This window comes from Mycobacterium persicum (assembly GCF_002086915.1).
In the GTDB taxonomy this organism is placed as follows: domain Bacteria; phylum Actinomycetota; class Actinomycetes; order Mycobacteriales; family Mycobacteriaceae; genus Mycobacterium; species Mycobacterium persicum.
In genome coordinates this window covers 5,368,186-5,384,620 of sequence record NZ_MWQA01000001.1, presented here as the reverse complement: position 1 = coordinate 5,384,620, position 16,435 = coordinate 5,368,186, and the positions used below count along the sequence as shown (strand labels likewise).

General features: G+C 67.7%; 18 protein-coding genes. All 18 read left to right on the top strand.

Annotated elements, in window-relative coordinates; genetic code table 11:
• Positions 1-206 precede the first annotated feature (206 nt).
• Positions 207-1,262 carry an NADH-quinone oxidoreductase subunit B family protein gene (locus B4U45_RS24405; protein ID WP_075548544.1) on the top strand — a complete coding sequence of 352 codons (1,056 nt, stop codon included), beginning with the start codon at positions 207-209 and terminating at the stop codon, positions 1,260-1,262.
• Positions 1,263-1,308: 46 nt separating this feature from the next.
• Complete coding sequence (locus tag B4U45_RS24400; RefSeq protein ID WP_075548543.1) at positions 1,309-3,111, top strand: nickel-dependent hydrogenase large subunit; 1,803 nt, start codon at positions 1,309-1,311, stop codon at positions 3,109-3,111.
• Between the two features lie 80 nt (positions 3,112-3,191).
• Entirely contained in the window at positions 3,192-4,085 is an 894-nt protein-coding gene (locus B4U45_RS24395) for a NifU family protein (protein ID WP_075548542.1), read from the top strand.
• The gene (locus B4U45_RS24390; protein WP_075548541.1) at positions 4,082-4,708 is read left to right on the top strand and encodes a DUF5947 family protein; all 627 of its coding nucleotides are present in this window, start codon (positions 4,082-4,084) and stop codon (positions 4,706-4,708) included. Before B4U45_RS24395 ends, B4U45_RS24390 begins: the two co-directional genes overlap by 4 nt.
• A gap of 8 nt (positions 4,709-4,716) precedes the next feature.
• Positions 4,717-5,361: a DUF6084 family protein gene (locus B4U45_RS24385; protein ID WP_075548566.1), complete on the top strand. Its 645-nt coding sequence runs from the start codon at positions 4,717-4,719 to the stop codon at positions 5,359-5,361.
• Positions 5,358-6,671 carry a hypothetical protein gene (locus B4U45_RS24380; RefSeq protein WP_075548540.1) on the top strand — a complete coding sequence of 438 codons (1,314 nt, stop codon included), beginning with the start codon at positions 5,358-5,360 and terminating at the stop codon, positions 6,669-6,671. The genes B4U45_RS24385 and B4U45_RS24380 overlap by 4 nt, the downstream gene beginning before the upstream one ends.
• 12 nt (positions 6,672-6,683) lie before the next feature.
• Positions 6,684-6,803, top strand: a complete 120-nt coding sequence (locus tag B4U45_RS30575) for a DUF6893 family small protein (RefSeq protein WP_089025157.1) — start codon at positions 6,684-6,686, stop codon at positions 6,801-6,803.
• A 16-nt stretch (positions 6,804-6,819) separates the two neighbouring features.
• Entirely contained in the window at positions 6,820-7,320 is a 501-nt protein-coding gene (locus B4U45_RS24375; RefSeq protein WP_075548539.1) for a hydrogenase maturation protease, read from the top strand.
• Positions 7,321-7,322: 2 nt separating this feature from the next.
• The gene (locus B4U45_RS24370; RefSeq protein WP_083154604.1) at positions 7,323-7,574 is read left to right on the top strand and encodes a HypC/HybG/HupF family hydrogenase formation chaperone; all 252 of its coding nucleotides are present in this window, start codon (positions 7,323-7,325) and stop codon (positions 7,572-7,574) included.
• A 1-nt stretch (position 7,575) separates the two neighbouring features.
• Positions 7,576-9,924 carry a carbamoyltransferase HypF gene (hypF, locus tag B4U45_RS24365; RefSeq protein WP_075548538.1) on the top strand — a complete coding sequence of 783 codons (2,349 nt, stop codon included), beginning with the start codon at positions 7,576-7,578 and terminating at the stop codon, positions 9,922-9,924.
• On the top strand, positions 9,921-10,637 hold the full coding sequence (locus B4U45_RS24360; protein ID WP_075548537.1) for a HypC/HybG/HupF family hydrogenase formation chaperone: 717 nt from the start codon (positions 9,921-9,923) through the stop codon (positions 10,635-10,637). Before hypF ends, B4U45_RS24360 begins: the two co-directional genes overlap by 4 nt.
• Positions 10,637-11,299, top strand: a complete 663-nt coding sequence (locus B4U45_RS24355) for a D-sedoheptulose-7-phosphate isomerase (RefSeq protein WP_075548536.1) — start codon at positions 10,637-10,639, stop codon at positions 11,297-11,299. Before B4U45_RS24360 ends, B4U45_RS24355 begins: the two co-directional genes overlap by 1 nt.
• Complete coding sequence (hypE, locus tag B4U45_RS24350) at positions 11,296-12,408, top strand: hydrogenase expression/formation protein HypE (RefSeq protein WP_082275552.1); 1,113 nt, start codon at positions 11,296-11,298, stop codon at positions 12,406-12,408. The genes B4U45_RS24355 and hypE overlap by 4 nt, the downstream gene beginning before the upstream one ends.
• Positions 12,409-12,423: 15 nt before the next feature.
• Positions 12,424-12,696 carry a HypC/HybG/HupF family hydrogenase formation chaperone gene (locus tag B4U45_RS24345; protein WP_075548535.1) on the top strand — a complete coding sequence of 91 codons (273 nt, stop codon included), beginning with the start codon at positions 12,424-12,426 and terminating at the stop codon, positions 12,694-12,696.
• Positions 12,697-12,712: 16 nt separating this feature from the next.
• Complete coding sequence (hypD, locus tag B4U45_RS24340) at positions 12,713-13,852, top strand: hydrogenase formation protein HypD (RefSeq protein WP_075548534.1); 1,140 nt, start codon at positions 12,713-12,715, stop codon at positions 13,850-13,852.
• The gene (locus B4U45_RS24335) at positions 13,849-14,607 is read left to right on the top strand and encodes a DUF6390 family protein (protein ID WP_082275551.1); all 759 of its coding nucleotides are present in this window, start codon (positions 13,849-13,851) and stop codon (positions 14,605-14,607) included. Before hypD ends, B4U45_RS24335 begins: the two co-directional genes overlap by 4 nt.
• Before the next feature lies 1 nt (position 14,608).
• Complete coding sequence (locus B4U45_RS24330; protein WP_083154590.1) at positions 14,609-15,730, top strand: alkaline phosphatase family protein; 1,122 nt, start codon at positions 14,609-14,611, stop codon at positions 15,728-15,730.
• Between the two features lie 615 nt (positions 15,731-16,345).
• The coding region (locus tag B4U45_RS24325) for a PPE domain-containing protein (RefSeq protein WP_219859579.1) at positions 16,346-16,435 on the top strand (90 nt) is incomplete at its 3' end.

The following is a 16,435-nucleotide window of genomic DNA, read 5'->3' as shown; positions in this document are numbered from 1 at the left end:
ATTGCGAATTCCGTTCTGGCACTGACGGTAAAGAACAAAGACAGGCTATGCAACAGCCGTCGACCAAATGCCGAATCGGTTGCCACCTGCGAACCATTGACAAGGCACAACGACACGGAGTAGACCCAGAAATAGCGCTGCGCAAGTGGGCCGACGGTCGACTCCGGCAGCGTCAGGGGCTTCAGCTCACCCCGGAAAGCTGCACTATGCCTACAGAAGCAGCAGTCAACGCAGAAGAAACGTTGATTCACGTTCTGTGGATCAACGCAGGTCTCAGCTGTGACGGCGATTCGGTGGCGTTGACTGCCGCCACCCAGCCCAGCGTCGAGGAAATCGCCCTGGGAGCGCTTCCCGGCCTCCCCAAGGTCGCCGTCCACTGGCCGCTGATCGATTTCGAATGCGGACCGACCGGCGGGGCCGACGACTTCCTCGCCTGGTTCTTCAAAGCCGATCGCGGCGAGTTGGAGCCCTTTGTGCTCGTTGTCGAAGGGTCGATACCCAACGAAAAGATCAAGGACGAGGGCTATTGGTGCGGGTTCGGCAATGATCCGGCCACCGGCCAGCCGATGACCACCAGCGAGTGGCTCGACCGGCTGGCACCCAAGGCCACCGCGGTCGTCGCCGTCGGGACCTGCGCCACCTATGGCGGCATCCACGCGATGGCCGGCAACCCCACCGGCGCGATGGGTGTTCCCGACTACCTCGGCTGGGACTGGAAGAGCAAGGCCGGTATCCCGATCGTGTGCGTGCCCGGCTGTCCGATCCATCCCGACAACCTCTCCGAGACGCTGACCTACCTGCTCTACATGGCCACCGGCCAGGCGCCGATGATTCCGCTCGACGACGCGCTGCGGCCCAAGTGGTTGTTCGGCCAAACCGTGCACGAGGGCTGCGACCGAGCCGGCTACTACGAGCAGGGTGACTTCGCCACCGAATACGGTTCGCCGAAATGCATTGTGAAGCTTGGGTGTTGGGGTCCCGTTGTGAAATGCAACGTGCCCAAGCGCGGCTGGATCAACGGTGTCGGTGGGTGCCCGAACGTCGGCGGCATCTGCATCGGCTGCACGATGCCGGGCTTCCCGGACAAGTTTATGCCGTTCATGGACGAGCCGCCGGGCGGCAAGGTGTCCACCACCGCGTCGGGTCTGTACGGAACCGTGATTCGCAACCTGAGGGGTATCACGGCGCGCACCGTCGACAAGGAACCACGCTGGCGCCACAAGGGCACCCAACTCACCACTGGAGCCCGGAGAACCTGGTAGGCGCGGCGCCGCAACTCAACTCAGCATCTCGGACGGAGAGATTTCGATGACCACTATCGTCCCCGAGCCGACCACCGCCAAGCGCGAACCCGGCCAGCTCGTCGAAATGTCCTGGGATCCGATCACCCGGATCGTGGGCAGCCTCGGCATCTACACCAAGATCGACTTCGAGAACAAAGAAGTCGTCGAGTGCCACAGCACCTCGTCGATCTTCCGCGGCTACTCGATATTTATGAAGGGCAAAGATCCCCGCGACGCCCACTTCATCACCAGCCGCATCTGCGGCATCTGCGGCGACAACCACGCCACCTGCTCCTGCTACACCCAGAACATGGCCTACGGGGTCAAGCCGCCGCACCTCGGTGAATGGCTGATCAACCTCGGCGAGGCCGCCGAATACATGTTCGACCACAACATCTTCCAGGAGAACCTGGTCGGCGTGGACTTCTGCGAGAAGATGGTCGCCGAAACCAATCCAGGGGTGCTGGCCAAGGCGGAGAAAACCGCGGCGCCGCACGCTGACGCGCACGGCTACCAGACCATCGCCGAGATCATGCGCTCGCTCAACCCGTTCAGCGGCGAGTTCTACCGGGAGGCCCTGCAAGTCAGCCGCTGGACCCGCGAAATGTTCTGCCTCATGGAGGGTCGCCACGTACACCCGTCGACGCTGTACCCGGGTGGCATCGGAACCACCGCCACGGTCCAGCTGATGACCGACTACATGACCCGGCTGATGCGCTACGTCGAGTTCATGAAGAAGGTCGTACCGATGCACGACGACCTGTTCGACTTCTTCTACGACGCCCTGCCCGGCTACGAGAAGGTCGGCCTGCGCCGCACGCTGCTGGGCTGCTGGGGCTCGTTCCAGGATCCCGAGGTGTGCAACTTCGCGTACAAGGACATGGAGCGTTGGGGTAACGCCATGTTCGTCACCCCGGGCGTGGTGGTCGACGGCAAACTGGTCACCCACTCGCTGGTGGACATCAACCTGGGCATCCGAATCCTGTTGGGCAGTTCGTATTACGACGACTGGACCGACCAGGAGATGTTCGTCAGGACCGACCCGCTGGGCAACGCTGTGGACCGACGCCACCCGTGGAACCAGCACACCAACCCCCATCCGCAGAAGCGGGATATGGACGGCGGCAAGTACAGCTGGGTGATGTCGCCGCGCTGGTTCGACGGCAAGGACCATCTGGCTCTGGACACCGGCGGCGGCCCGCTGGCCCGGCTGTGGGCCACGGCGCTGGCCGGCCTGGTCGACATCGGCTACGTCAAGGCGACCGGCAACAGCGTCAAGATCAACCTGCCCAAGACCGCCCTGAAGGGTCCGGTCGAATTCGAGTGGAAGGTGCCCAGGCACGGCAGCAACACCATCGAACGTGACCGGGCGCGCACCTACTTCCAGGCCTACGCCGCCGCGTGCGCGTTGCACTTCGCCGAGAAGGCGTTGGCGGAAATCCGCGCCGGACGCACCAAGACCTGGGAGCGCTTCGAGGTGCCCGACGAGGCCATCGGCTGCGGCTTCACCGAAGCGGTGCGCGGCGTGCTCAGCCACCACATGGTGATCCGCGACGGCAAGATCGCCAACTATCACCCGTATCCGCCCACCCCGTGGAACGCCAACCCGCGCGACAGCTACGGCACACCGGGCCCCTACGAAGACGCGGTGCAGGGTCAGCCGATCTTCGAGGAGAACAGCCGGGAGAACTTCAAGGGCATCGACGTGATGCGCACGGTGCGCAGTTTCGATCCGTGCCTGCCCTGCGGCGTGCACATGTACCTGGGCAAGGGCAAGACGCTGGAGAAACTGCACACGCCGACGCAGTCACCCATCGAGGCGCGATGATCGATAGCGCGGCGAAGCCGGGCGCTGGGGGCACCTCCGGCTTGCGGGGGCCGGGTCATCACCATCAAAAGGAGTGACGCATGGCCGATCGCCCGGATACCCCCGACAACGACACACATTGGCGCACCGCGGGCGATCGAATCCAGACCTTGCTGGATTCGTGCGCGGCGGGCGGGACGGCCGCGCACGAACGCGCCCAACAGCTGGTCCGCGAGGTGGTCGGGCTTTACGGAGCCGGGCTGGAGCGGATCATGCACGTGCTGGACGACCCCGGTTCGGCCGAGCGGCTGGCCACCGACGACCTGGTGGCCAGCCTGCTCCTGGTACACGGCCTGCACCCGCATGACGTGCACCGGCGGGTGACCGACGCGCTGGAGCGGGTGCGACCCTACCTGGGTTCCCACGGTGGCGACGTCGACCTGCTCGAGGTCACCGATACCGTCGTCCGGTTGGCGTTCACCGGGAGCTGCAAGAGTTGCCCGTCGTCTGCGGTGACGCTCGAGTTGGCAGTGCAGGACGCTATCCGGACGGCCGCCCCGGAGATCTGCTCGATCGAGGTGGTCGCCAGCACCAAGCCCGGCACCGTCATTGCGGCCGAAACCCTCTTGGCGCGAGTGCATTCCAACGGCCATGACGCCACCTCCTGGCACCCGGTGCCGGAGCTGGACGACCTGGCGCCCGGCGAGGCCGGCGGTTTCCTGGTCGACGGAACCACGTTGCTGGCGTGCCGGGTCGGCGACCAAACCTTCGCCTATCGCGACCACTGTCCGGTGTGTGACGACACGCTGGCCGGCGCGGAACTGTGCGACGCACTGCTGCGCTGCCCACGCTGCGACACCGGATTCGACGTGGTGCGCGCGGGTGCCGGTGCGAACGGGGCCCACCTCGACCCGGTGCCGCTGCTGCCCCGCGACGGCGTGCTCTCGGTGGCACTACCCTGCGCGGTGACCGAAGCCATGGGAGCTCCGGCATGACGAGTCCCTATGACGTCCTGGCCCGGATCAGGACCAATCAGCGGGCCCCCGAGCCGGCCGACGAACGATGCGAGATGTGTTCGGAGCCGATACCCGACGAGCATCAGCATGTGGTGAATGTGGCTGGGCGACAACTGATGTGCGTCTGCCGCGGCTGCTATCTGCTGTTCACCGACTCCGAAGCCGAGCTGCGCTACCGCGCCGTGCCCGACCGGTATCTGGCGTTCCCCGATTTCGCGCTGGGCCGGCGCACCTGGGAGGCCCTGCAGATTCCGGTCGGGGTGGCCTTCTTCTTCACCAACTCCGCCCTCGGCCGCACCGTCGCCTTCTACCCGGGTCCGGCCGGCGCCACCGAATCGGAATTGGACCTCGACGCCTGGAACGCCCTCGGCGGGGCCGACCCCCGGCTCAGCCTAGTGACCGACGATGTGGAGGCGCTCTTGGTGCGGGTCCCCGAATCCGGCCCCCCGCAAAGCTTTCTGGTGCCGATCGACGCCTGCTATGAATTCGTCGGCCGGTTGCGGTTGCTGTGGCGCGGCTTCGACGGCGGCCAGCAGGCGCGGGAATTCATCGACGGCTTCTTCGAGCGGGTCGCCGCGCAAGCACGGGAGACGCCGCGGTGACCCAGCCGATGGACCTGATGTTCGCCGTACTCGACGTGGCGCCGGAGCCGTACACCGTCAGCCCGGTGCTCACCGCCCGCATCGACGTCGCCGCCGGCTACGACGACCCGGTGCACGCCATCGCGCTGCGCTGCCAGGTCCGCATCGAACCGCTGCGGCGTTCCTACTGCGACGACGAAGCCGCCGGACTGCTCGACTTGTTCGGACCCCGGGAACGCTGGGCACACACCCAACGCACCTTCCTGTGGCAGCATTGCACCGCCATGGTTCCGGGTTTCACCGGCCACACCACCGCGGCGCTGCCCTTGGATTGCACCTACGACTTCGAGGTGGCCGCGGCCAAGTACCTGCACGCGCTGCGCGGCGGCGCCATCCCCCTCCAATTCCTGTTCAGTGGAACGGTTTTCGTCAAATCTGAGCGCGGCTTCTCGGTGCAGCACGTGTCCTGGGACTGCGAGGACCGCTACGACATGCCGGTCGCGGTCTGGCGCGAGCTGATGGCCCAGCACTACCCGAACACCGGGTGGCTGCGGCTCAGCCATGACACCATCAGCGCGCTGGCCCACTACAAGTCGGAGCGCGGCCTGCTCGACCTCGACCACGCTCTCACCGCGCTATTGGCCGAGGCATCGCAACGGGAGGCGAGCCCGTGACCTCCAGCTGGGACCGCGCCCGCGCCGTCGCCGACGCAGTGCTCTACGAAGGCTACCTGCTCTACCCGTACCGCGGGACGTCGAGCAAAAACCAATCCCGTTGGCAGTTCGGCGTTCTGGGACCACCCGGGGCGGCCGGCGCCGGGCTGGGCGAAGACGACACGATGGCGGCGCAGTTCCTGGTCGACAGCGCCCGGGCGATCACCCTGGTGGTGAGATTCCTGCAGCTGCAGCACCGCCGCGCCGAGCGGGCAGGTGCCGGCGGCGGCTTCGAACCCGTGGCCGAACTGACCACGGCGTCGGGATCGTGGCTGTCCTGGGACGAAGCCGTCGAATGTGAAAGGTCTTTCGGCCCGCTGGCATTCGAGGACCAGCCGTGGACGCTGCCGGTGCTGGCGCAGCAGGCGACCGACGTCGAATCCGTCGACGGCGGCCGTCTGGTTCGCCACCGCCGGGCGGTGCGTGGCGAGCTCAGCGTCTGCAGCGAACCCGACGGTGAGCTACGCCGGGTCTCGGTACATATCGCCAACGTCGGTCCCAGCCCTTGCGACAAGAACGATGCGATGGCGCGGTCGCTGATCGGTACTCATATTATCGTCGAAGTCGTTGGCGGCCAGTTTGTTTCGTTGCTCGAACCACCGCCGGCCGCATCCGGGGCGGTGTCGCGGTGCACCCAGCACCGATGCTTCCCGGTGCTGGCCGGGCCACCGGGCAGCCACGACCTGTTGCTGATTTCGCCGATCATCCTCTACGACCACCCCGAAGTCGCCGAACAGAGCAGCACCGAGCTGTATGACTGCACCGAGATCGACGAGATCCTGACGCTGCGCGTGATGACCATGACCGACGAAGAAAAGGCTCAGGCGCGGGCCACCGATCCGCGGGCCGCCCGGATCATCGACCGGTGCGAGGCCATGTCGGCGCAGGACATGGCCCGGTTGCACGGCGTGCTGCGGGATCCGCACGGGGTTGCCGGGCTGGTCCCGGAGGTGCCCGTGGGGCTCGACTGGTGGGATCCGCTGGCCGACGACGCGGTGCGTCCCGAGATCGACGCGGTGCTGGTCAACGGAGTCCGGATCGCCCGGGGCAGCCGGGTCCGGTTACGGCCGAGGCGCAACGCCGACGCGCAGGACATCTTCGTCGCCGGCAAGGCCGCCCGCGTCGCGTCGGTGCACCAGGACGTCGACGGCAACACGCACGTCGCCGTGGTCGTCGACGACGATCCGGCGGCCGAACTGCACGAGTGGTACGGCCGCTACCTGTACTTCTCCCCCGACGAGGTGGAACCGCTGCACACTCACAACATGTGAAAGGAGTTCGCCATGGACGTCTTAGGTTGGGTGTTCATTGCCCTCATCGCGCTGGTGGTGGCCGTCGCGGTGGCGTTGGGTGTGACATCACTACCAGATGCCCGCCGCTACTTGAAGCTGCGGCGGATGTAGCCGGCCCGGTCAACCCATGACAGCGCGCATCCTGGTCGCCGGAATCGGCAACATCTTCCTGGGGGACGACGGTTTCGGCTCCGAGGTGCTGCGCCACGCCGAGATTCCGCAGCACGGTTCGCAGGTGCGTGTTGTCGACTACGGCATCCGCGGCATGCATCTGGCCTACGACCTGCTCGAGGGCTGGGACACCCTGGTGCTGGTCGACGCGGTGCCCAGCCGCGGCAATCCGGGCGCCCTGCACGTCTTCCAGGCCGATCATGACTGGTGGTCCGACCCGACGAGCCTGGACGCGCACAACATGGACCCGGCCACCGTCTTCGCCAACCTGCGGGCGCTGGGGGGCACGCCGCCCTACACCGTCGTCGTCGGGTGCGAGGCGGGTAGCGTCGAAGAAGGCATGGGGCTCAGCGAACCCGTCGCCAAGGCCGTCCCCCGCGCCGCCCGCGCGGTCGAGGAGATTGTCGCGGCGTTGCGAACGACCTCGGCCCCGGAAGCGATCCGAGAGGAGTGCTGATCATGTGTCTGGGCATACCCGGTCAGGTGATCAGGATGCTCGACGGGTATGAAGGGCAGCTGGCACTGATCGATGTCGCCGGCGAGCAGCGCAAAGTCAACGTGGGCATGCTTCCGGAGGAGACGTTCGCACCCGGTGACTGGGTGATCATTCACATGGGCTTCGTGGTCGAGAAGACCGACCGGGCCGGAGCCGAGCAGGCGATGGCCGGCCTGGAGCTGATGGGGCGGGGCCGCGATCCCGATGGCGATTGACATGACCGACACGCCCTTGTTGCAGCGCTCCGACGACCTTCGGCGGCGCATCACCGTCACCGGTGTGGTCCAAGGGGTCGGTTTTCGTCCGTTCGTCCACGTGCTGGCCACCGAGCTCGGCCTGGCCGGGTTCGTCGGCAACGATTCCGGCGCGGTCTTCGTGGAGGTGCAGGGTGGGCGCGCCCAGCTCGACGAGTTCGCCCGCCGGTTGGGTGCGCAGGCGCCGCCGCTGGCTCGGATCAGCTCGGTCTCGGTGACCGAGATCGCAACCGAGACAAGCGCATCCGGATTTCGGATCGTGGCCAGCCGGACGGTCGGCGGTGCCACGACACCGATTCCGCCCGATGTCGCGGTGTGCGACGACTGCATCGCCGAATTGTTCGACCCGCACGACCGCCGCTACCGGCACCCGTTCATCACCTGCACCAACTGCGGGCCACGGTTCACCGTCATCCGCACGCTGCCCTATGACCGCCCGGGTACCACCATGGCGGGGTTCGCCATGTGCGAGCGCTGCGCCGCCGAATATCACGACCCCTCCGATCGCCGGTTCCACGCACAGCCGATCGCCTGCCCGGACTGCGGGCCGTCGCTGTGGTTCCGGTCAGCGGCCGGGCGGGTCACCGGCTCCGACGCGGCGCTGGCGGCCACCCAAGAGGCGCTGGCAGCTGGAGCGGTGGTCGCCATCAAGGGGATCGGCGGCTACCACCTGGCCTGCGCGGTCGACGACGACGCGGTGGTGCGCTCGCTGCGGTCACGAAAGGCGCGGGGCGCCAAGCCGTTTGCCATGCTGGTGCGCGATCTGGAGGTGGCCCGCCGCTACGCCTACGTCGACGACACCGAGGCGGCGGTGTTGTCCGGCCCGGCCCGGCCCATCGTGTTGCTGCGCCGGCGTGACACCGCCGCGGTCGCCGATTCCGTTGCGCCCGGCAGTCCGCTGCTGGGGCTGATGTTGCCCTACTCCCCCATCCATCACCTGCTGCTGGCGCCGGTGCCCGGTGGCGGCGGCCCGGTGCCCACCGCGCTGGTGCTGACCAGCGCCAACCGCTCCGACGAGCCCATCTGTTTCACCGACACCGATGCGGCACAGCGACTTTCGCCGCTCTGCGATGCGGTGCTCGACCATGACCGTCCCATCCAGGTGCCCTGTGACGACTCGGTGGTGCGGGTGGTCAGCGAGGGAGGGTCCGGGCGCGAGCTGCCGATCCGCCGCTCCCGCGGCTACGCGCCGCTGCCGGTCGAGCTCCGCTGCGACGGCCCGGCCGTCCTGGCGGTGGGCGGGGAACTGAAGAACACGTTCTGCCTCACCGATGGCCGGCGCGCGTACCTGTCCGCTCACATCGGCGACATGGGCACCTGGGAGACGCTGTGCGCGTTCGAGCGCGCGGTGCGCCAGCTCAGCGAAATACGTGGTGCGCCAAGGCGTTTGGCCGCCGATCTGCATCCTGGGTATCACACCCGGGGTTGGGCGGAGCGGCACGCCGGCGATCGGCCGCTCGATCTGATCCAGCACCACCATGCGCACGTGGTGTCGCTGCTGGCCGACCACCGGCGCCTCGGCGAACCCGTCGTCGGAGTCTCCTTCGACGGCACCGGTTACGGCTGCGATGCCACCATCTGGGGCGGGGAGATCCTGGTCCTCGGCCGCGACAGCCACCGCTTCGTCCGGGCCGGGCACCTGTTGCCGGCGCCGCTGCCCGGAGGCGACGCCGCGGTGCGCAATCCCTGGCGGATGGCGCTGTCGCAGCTGTGGCTGGCCGACCTCGACTGGACCCCGGATCTGGCGCCGGTCGCCGCCGCGACACCCGACGAATTGCGGCTCATCCGTTCGCAATTGGAGAGCGGCACCGGCTGTGTGCCGTGTTCGAGCATGGGCCGGTTGTTCGACGCCGTCGCGTCGATACTCGGGGTGCGTCACCGGATCGACTACGAAGGCCAGGCCGCCATCGAACTGGAAGCGCTGGCCGAGACGGCCGGTGACCGGCCCGGGCCCTCGCTGCCCTTGACGGTACGGGCCGACGGGGTCATCGATCCGGCCACCATGGTGCAAACCCTGGTGTCGGCCCTGCGTGCCGGCACCCAACCGGCGCTGCTGGCCGCATGTTTCCACCAGGCGGTCGCCGACGCCGTCGCCACGGTGGTCGCCCAAGTGGCCGGCGGCGTTCGCCTGGTCGGCCTGACCGGTGGGGTGTTCCAGAACGTCCTGCTGCTGCGTGCGTGCCGGGAACGGTTGCAGCGCAAGGGTTTCGAGGTGCTGACCCACCACACAGTGCCGCCGAACGACGGTGGGTTGGCGCTCGGTCAGGCCGTGATTTCGATGCTGATAGGAGCGGAGGCGGCCGAGCAATGACCATTCCCACCGGCATCGATCGTGGACTCACTGCCGAGTTGGCCGCCGACCTGGCAGCCGCCGCGTTCACGCTGGCCAAGCGGTTCGCCGCGGGAGCCACCCTGTGGTCGATCGCGCCGTCGTGGGAACCGCATGCCCTGCACATCGCGGTCGAGTTCGTCCATCCGGTGATCATGGGCAAACGCGCCCTGCCCGCGGTGGCCCTGACCGGACCCGACCTGGTGGATCTGGTGCGGGTATCGGTGCGGCCCGGCGACATCGTCGTCGGGGTCGCCGGCGCCGACCAGCCCGACGTACTCTCGATCATGCGACGCAGTCCGGCCTGGGGTGCCACCACGCTGTGGATCGGTAGCGGTGAGCGCCCGAAAGCCGGTGCGGCCGATCACGTGTTGTGGCTTGACGACCCCGACCCGCGGGTGCCCGCAACCGGTGGCTTCGTGCTCTTCTACCACGTGTTGTGGGAACTGACCCATGTATGTTTCGAGCATCCAGGGCTACTCAAACCTGAATGCGCAGAAGAGGTTTGCGTCACCTGTAGCGACGAGGGACGCCTGGGCGAGGTGGTGACCGCTTCGGCTGAGGGGCTGGCCGCCGTGCGCACCGCCCGCGGCGTTGAGCATGTGGTGACCACGCTGGTCGGCCCGGTCGCGGCCGGCGATCTGGTGCTGGTGCACGCCGGCACGGCCCTCAGCCGGCTCGAGGAGCACATCTGATGAGCGACGAGCCGACCAACTTCCTGTATCCGTTCATCGACGCACAGGAGGAAAACCCCGAATCGCTGCTGGCCGACCTGGCCGCGTCGGCGCGGGCGAAGGCCGCCGAAAGCCTGGCCCTGCGCCGCGCCACCCTGGACGCCAACGCCGACCTGCTGACGGCGGCCGCCACCGAAATGGCGCGCCGATTCGCGGCGGGCGGGCGACTGTTCACCTTCGGAAACGGCGGCAGCTGCACCGATTCCACCACCCTGGCGCGGCTGTTCGCCCGGCCGCCAATCGGCACCCCGCTACCGGCCTGGTCGTTGACCGCCGACCAGGCGATCCTGACCGCCCTGGGCAACGACGTCGGATTCGACCTGGTGTTCGCCCGCCAGCTGATCGCCCGCGCGAAGGCCGGCGACATCGCGATCGCCATGTCGACCAGCGGCAATTCGCCCAACCTGCTGGCCGCGCTCGCCGAGGCGCGCCAACGGGGCCTATACACCATCGGCTTCGCCGGATATGACGGCGGCGCCTTCGCCGACAACCCCAATGTGGATACCTGCTTCATCGTTCGGTCCCAAAGCGTGCACCGGATCCAGGAATCGCAGGCGCTGCTGGGCTATCAACTGTGGGTGGCGGTCCACGAACGGGGCGGCCGGGATCGAGGGGCCGCATGAGCACGTCAGCAAGCGAATACCGTTCGTCGGGGCCGCGTTTCGCCGAGGGCGAGGTCATCGAGCGCATCGAGTCGTTCCGCCGGCGACGGCCCCGGCTGCTCGACGAGCACATCACCCTGGCCCACGGAGCCGGAGGCAAGGCCTCGGCGGCGCTGGTCGATGCGGTGTTCGTGGAGGCGTTCCGCAACCCGGCACTGGAGTCGCTGGGCGACGCCGCGGTGCTCCCGCTGCCCAGCGGCGAACGGGTTGCCATGTCCACCGATTCATTCGTGGTGGCGCCCAGGCGTTTTCCCGGTGGCTCGGTCGGCGCGCTGGCCGTGCACGGAACCTGCAACGACCTGGCGATGGCCGGTGCCGTGCCGTCCTGGATCTCGGTGGCCTTCGTGCTCGAAGAGGGCTTCCCTATTGCCGAGCTCAAAGAAATCGTCGCCGACATGGCGGCCGCCGCCGCAAAGGCCGGGGTGCAGATCGTCACCGGCGACACCAAGGTGGTGCCCAGGGGCGCCGCCGACGGCCTGTTCGTCACCACCACCGGAGCCGGGATCATTCCCGCCGGGCGGCGGCTGTCCGCGGACGCGGTGCGCGCCGGCGACAAGGTGTTGCTGTCGGGGTCGATGGGCGATCACGGCATGGCCGTCATGCTGGCCCGCGGCGATCTGGCGATCGAGGCCGACATCCGTTCCGACACCGCCTCGCTCAGCCCGTTGGTGGAATTGCTGCTGGCGGCCGCGCCGTCGACCCGCTGGCTGCGCGATGCCACCCGCGGCGGAGTGGGCACCGTCTGCAATGAACTGGCCCAGGGCTGCGGGCTGGGGGTGCTGCTGGAAGAACAACGGATTCCGGTGGCGCCGATGGTCAACGGCGCGTGCGAGCTGCTCGGCATTGACCCGCTCTACGTCGCCAACGAAGGCAAGTTCGTCGCCGTCGTCGCACCGGCGGAAGCCGAAGCCGCGCTGGCCGCGGTGCGCTCGCATCCGCTGGGCGCCGATGCGGCCGAAGTAGGCGAAATCGTCGCCGAACCGGCCGAAACCGTAGTACTGCGTACCGGATTCGGCGGTACCCGGATTGTCGACATGCTGGTCGGCGATCCGTTGCCGCGAATCTGCTGACCTGAAGGAGCCGATATGTGCTTGGGCATTCCGGGGCGGATCGTCGAGATCACCGACCCGGCAAACTATCTGGCGAAAGTCGACGTCAGCGGAGTGCAGCGGACGATCAGCGTGCGACTACTCGACGACGACCTGCCCGAACCCGACGACTGGGTGCTCATCCACGTCGGTTTCGCGATGGCCAAGATCGACGAGACCGAGGCGCTGCTCACCCTGGACGCGATCCAGAAGCTGGGCGACGCCTACACCACCGAAATGGAAGCCTTCGATTCGTCGGCGATCATCTGAACAGGGGTGCCACACCATGAAATTCGTTGACGAATTCCGCGACCCGGCCGCGGCGCGCAAACTGCTGACGGTGATCGAGCATCTGGCCGGCTCCGGCCCCGAACACTTCAAGTTCATGGAGGTGTGCGGCGGGCACACCCACACCATCTACCGGCACGGGATCGAACATCTGCTGCCCGACAACGTCGAACTGGTGCACGGCCCCGGCTGCCCGGTGTGCGTGATCCCGATGGGCCGTATCGACGACGCCATGTGGCTGGCCGGCCAGCCCGACGTCGTCTTCACCTGCTTCGGCGACATGATGCGAGTGCCCGGCTCGGCCGGCAGCTTGCTGGACGCCAAGGCTCGTGGCGCCGACGTGCGTTTCGTCTATTCGCCGTTGGACGCGCTCAAGATCGCGGTCGACAACCCGGACAAGCAGGTGGTGTTCTTCGCGATCGGCTTCGAGACCACGGCGCCGTCGACGGCGGTCACCCTGGTGCGGGCCCGCGACCTCGGGTTGCCCAACTTCACTGTGTTCTGCAACCATGTGACAATCGTGCCGCCGATCAAGGCCATCCTGGAATCACCGGACCTGCGACTGTCGGGTTTCATTGGCCCCGGCCATGTTTCGACCGTCGTCGGCAACCGACCATACCGGTTTGTGCCGCAGGTGTACGGAAAGCCGTTGGTGGTCTCCGGGTTTGAGCCGTTGGACATCCTGGCGTCGGTCGCGATGCTGCTGCGCCAGATCCGTGAGGGCCGTTGTGAGGTGGAAAACCAGTACAAGCGGGTGGTGCCTGAGCAGGGCAACCCGGCCGCACTGGCGCTGATGGGCAAGGTGTTCGCATTGCGTCCGCACTTCGAATGGCGCGGGCTGGGTTTCATCTCCCAAAGCGCGCTGCGGCTGCACGACGATTTCGCCGACTTCGACGCCGAGCTGCGGTTCGCGATGCCCGGGGTGCGGGTGGCCGACCCGAAGGCGTGCCAGTGCGGTGAGGTGCTCAAGGGTGTGCTCAAACCTTGGGAATGCAAGGTTTTCGGCACCGCGTGCACCCCGGAGACACCGATCGGCACCTGCATGGTGTCCCCGGAGGGAGCATGTGCGGCCTACTACAACTTCGGTCGCATGCACCGTGACGCCGTCAAGCTGGTGGGGTCGTCGGGGCGGGGGTGACGGTGGCCGACGCGATCAGCCGCGATCTCGAGTCGGGCACCGAGATGTTCGCCCGGTACGCCTATGCCCCCAACGCACTGGGCTATTGCGGTCCCCCTCTGGGAGCCACCCTGCGAGACGGCTCGGCCGACGACGTGCGCGTTGCGGCGACGAAGTTCTCCGGGGCTTGGCCGTACCTGCGGGTGCTGTCACGTCTGACCGGCATCACCGACCCGCTGGACTACCGGCTGGTTGAATCGTATTGGCTCGGCGGCGGCGTCGGCGCGGAACTCGATCCCGCCCGGTTCTTCGCGGAACTGCTGGCCATCATCGGGCCGCAGGCGGGACGCTACTGGTCGCACCTCACACCGCAGCTGGCCGACGAGGCCGCCGCCAATCACTGCTTTCATGTGTTCGGCGTCTATCCGTGGACCCGGTTTCTGGGCCGGGGCATGGACGAGCACCCGGTGAGTGTCTTGGACAACTGCCGGATCACCTGGGGCACAGTCCTTTCCCACACCGGCGATGCCGTCGAAATCCACTGCCGAAAGCTGGTTTGGGACGGCGCGACGCTGGGTTTGTCCGAACCCTCGCCACGGGTGCTGGACGTCTGGGCGGACGGGTACAGCGCGGTGCCCGACGTCGCCGCCGGTGACGACGTCGCCGTGCACTGGGGTCGGCTGTGCGGGCGACTGCGGCCGCACCAGGTGCGCGCGCTGGCCGACAGCACCGACCGACAACTGCGGGTGACCAGCCGGCGCCTGGCGCCGGTGTAGCGTGGCGACCGGTTCGATCTGCGACGTGCTGCCCGCCGCGGGCACGCTGCTCGGGATCCCCGGGGCGATCGACGAGCTGGGGTTGGTGGACCGCGCCGGCCGTGTCGATCGCGTCCTGGTGATCCTCGTCGACGGGTTGGGCTGGCACCTGCTGCCCGAATTGGCCGGCGACGCACCACTTCTGGCCGCCGTCCTGGCCGGTTCCGCCGGGCGGCTCCACCGGCTCGACTGCGCGTTCCCGTCCACCACACCCACCAACCTGGTCTCTTTGACCACCGGAGCCCAGCCCGGCGAACATGGCATCCTGGGCTTCACGCTCAACATCCCGGGCACCGGCACGGTGCTCAATCACATCCGGTGGCGCGACGATCCGCCGCACACCCAATGGCAACCGCTGCCGACCTGGTTCGAGCGACTCACCGGGGCCGGCGTCGAGGTGCGCGCCGTGTTGCCGCAGTGGTTTGTCGGCAGCGGGCTGACCGCCGCGGCGTATCGGGGGGCGCAACTTCGCGCCGCGCATCAGGACCACGACTACGTCGAGCAGGTTGTCGGTGAGTTGGCCGCGGCGCCCGGGCTGGTCTACGGCTACACCGCCGAACTCGATACCGCGGCGCACCTATTCGGCATCGGTTCGACGCAATGGCACGCCGCGGCGAGCAACGTCGACAAGCTGCTGACCCGCCTGGTCGAGGCGCTGCCCACGGATGCGGCGCTGCTGGTGACCGCCGACCATGGCGGGCTCAACGTGCCCGCGGGTGCGCGGCTCGACCTCGATGCCGACCCGCGGCTGACGGCGGGAATCCGGGTGGTGGCCGGCGAACCGCGGGTGCGCTACCTGCACACCCAACCCGGCGCCACCGCCGATGTGCTGGCCACCTGGAGAGAATTACTAGCCGGCCTGGCGGACGTGCACAGCCGCCAGGAGGCGGTGGCGACGGGACTGTTCGGCCCGGTGACCCCGCGGCACCTGCCGCGGATCGGCGACATCGTGGTCATCTGCCGCGGCGAAACGGCCGTGCTGGCAACCGCCCACGAGCCTCCGGAAACGGCTCGGCTCATCGGTTTTCACGGTGCGGCGACAGACGCGGAGACGGCCATCCCGCTGATCGCCTTCGGGGTCTGACCGCCTGGCGACAACCATTGGCAAATTTGTCCTGCGAACCGATTGCATCTGGACGGCGACTGTAGTTATGTATTTTCTAAGAGCATGCTTCCGACACTTGAGGTGAAGCCATGGCCGGTGCTCCGTTTCGCCGGCGCCCGCCGCGCCCATGCCGATGCTTGAGCGGGCCGACGGGTAAGCCACCGCGCCGGTTGGTCCCGACGCCCCGGCTGAGCGGTGTCGACCAAACGGCTTGGGTCTGCCTCAAGCCGCGATCACCACCGCGCTGTCGCCGGTTTGACGACAGGTTGGCCTGGCAACCGTTGCACACCAGGGACTTTCAGGCAGAAACCCGCTGAACGGACACGTCGCCCCGCCGCGGGATGAATTGGCCTCAACTGCCTGCTGAGCTGAAAAATCTTTCAGTGCGTCATGTTTCACGCGCGTCGACCTGTCATCGTCGTGCGTACAGCCGTGCGCTCCAGCCGTCCGCACAGACGCCGGCACCCTAAGAACCGGAACCACATTCGAAGGAAGCAACCCATGCCATTCGCCCACATGATACCCGAAACACCGCCCGCAGCAACGCAATCACTCGGGGTTACCGCGGCCGCCGCCGCATGAGGAGGTGTCGCAATGGATTACGCAGCGCTGCCACCGGAAGTCAACTCGGCACGCATGTACACCGGTCCGGGCGGCGGCCCGATGCTGGCCGCGGTAACCCCG

Bases quoted from the DNA above. Each gene is read 5' to 3' on its own strand.
- B4U45_RS24405 (WP_075548544.1), top strand. From the start codon at position 207: ATGCCTACAGAAGCAGCAGTCAACGCAGAAGAAACGTTGATTCACGTT.
- B4U45_RS24400 (WP_075548543.1), top strand. From the start codon at position 1,309: ATGACCACTATCGTCCCCGAGCCGACCACCGCCAAGCGCGAACCCGGC.
- B4U45_RS24395 (WP_075548542.1), top strand. From the start codon at position 3,192: ATGGCCGATCGCCCGGATACCCCCGACAACGACACACATTGGCGCACC.
- B4U45_RS24390 (WP_075548541.1), top strand. From the start codon at position 4,082: ATGACGAGTCCCTATGACGTCCTGGCCCGGATCAGGACCAATCAGCGG.
- B4U45_RS24385 (WP_075548566.1), top strand. From the start codon at position 4,717: ATGGACCTGATGTTCGCCGTACTCGACGTGGCGCCGGAGCCGTACACC.
- B4U45_RS30575 (WP_089025157.1), top strand. From the start codon at position 6,684: ATGGACGTCTTAGGTTGGGTGTTCATTGCCCTCATCGCGCTGGTGGTG.
- B4U45_RS24375 (WP_075548539.1), top strand. From the start codon at position 6,820: ATGACAGCGCGCATCCTGGTCGCCGGAATCGGCAACATCTTCCTGGGG.
- B4U45_RS24370 (WP_083154604.1), top strand. From the start codon at position 7,323: ATGTGTCTGGGCATACCCGGTCAGGTGATCAGGATGCTCGACGGGTAT.
- hypF (WP_075548538.1), top strand. From the start codon at position 7,576: ATGACCGACACGCCCTTGTTGCAGCGCTCCGACGACCTTCGGCGGCGC.
- B4U45_RS24360 (WP_075548537.1), top strand. From the start codon at position 9,921: ATGACCATTCCCACCGGCATCGATCGTGGACTCACTGCCGAGTTGGCC.
- B4U45_RS24355 (WP_075548536.1), top strand. From the start codon at position 10,637: ATGAGCGACGAGCCGACCAACTTCCTGTATCCGTTCATCGACGCACAG.
- hypE (WP_082275552.1), top strand. From the start codon at position 11,296: ATGAGCACGTCAGCAAGCGAATACCGTTCGTCGGGGCCGCGTTTCGCC.
- B4U45_RS24345 (WP_075548535.1), top strand. From the start codon at position 12,424: ATGTGCTTGGGCATTCCGGGGCGGATCGTCGAGATCACCGACCCGGCA.
- hypD (WP_075548534.1), top strand. From the start codon at position 12,713: ATGAAATTCGTTGACGAATTCCGCGACCCGGCCGCGGCGCGCAAACTG.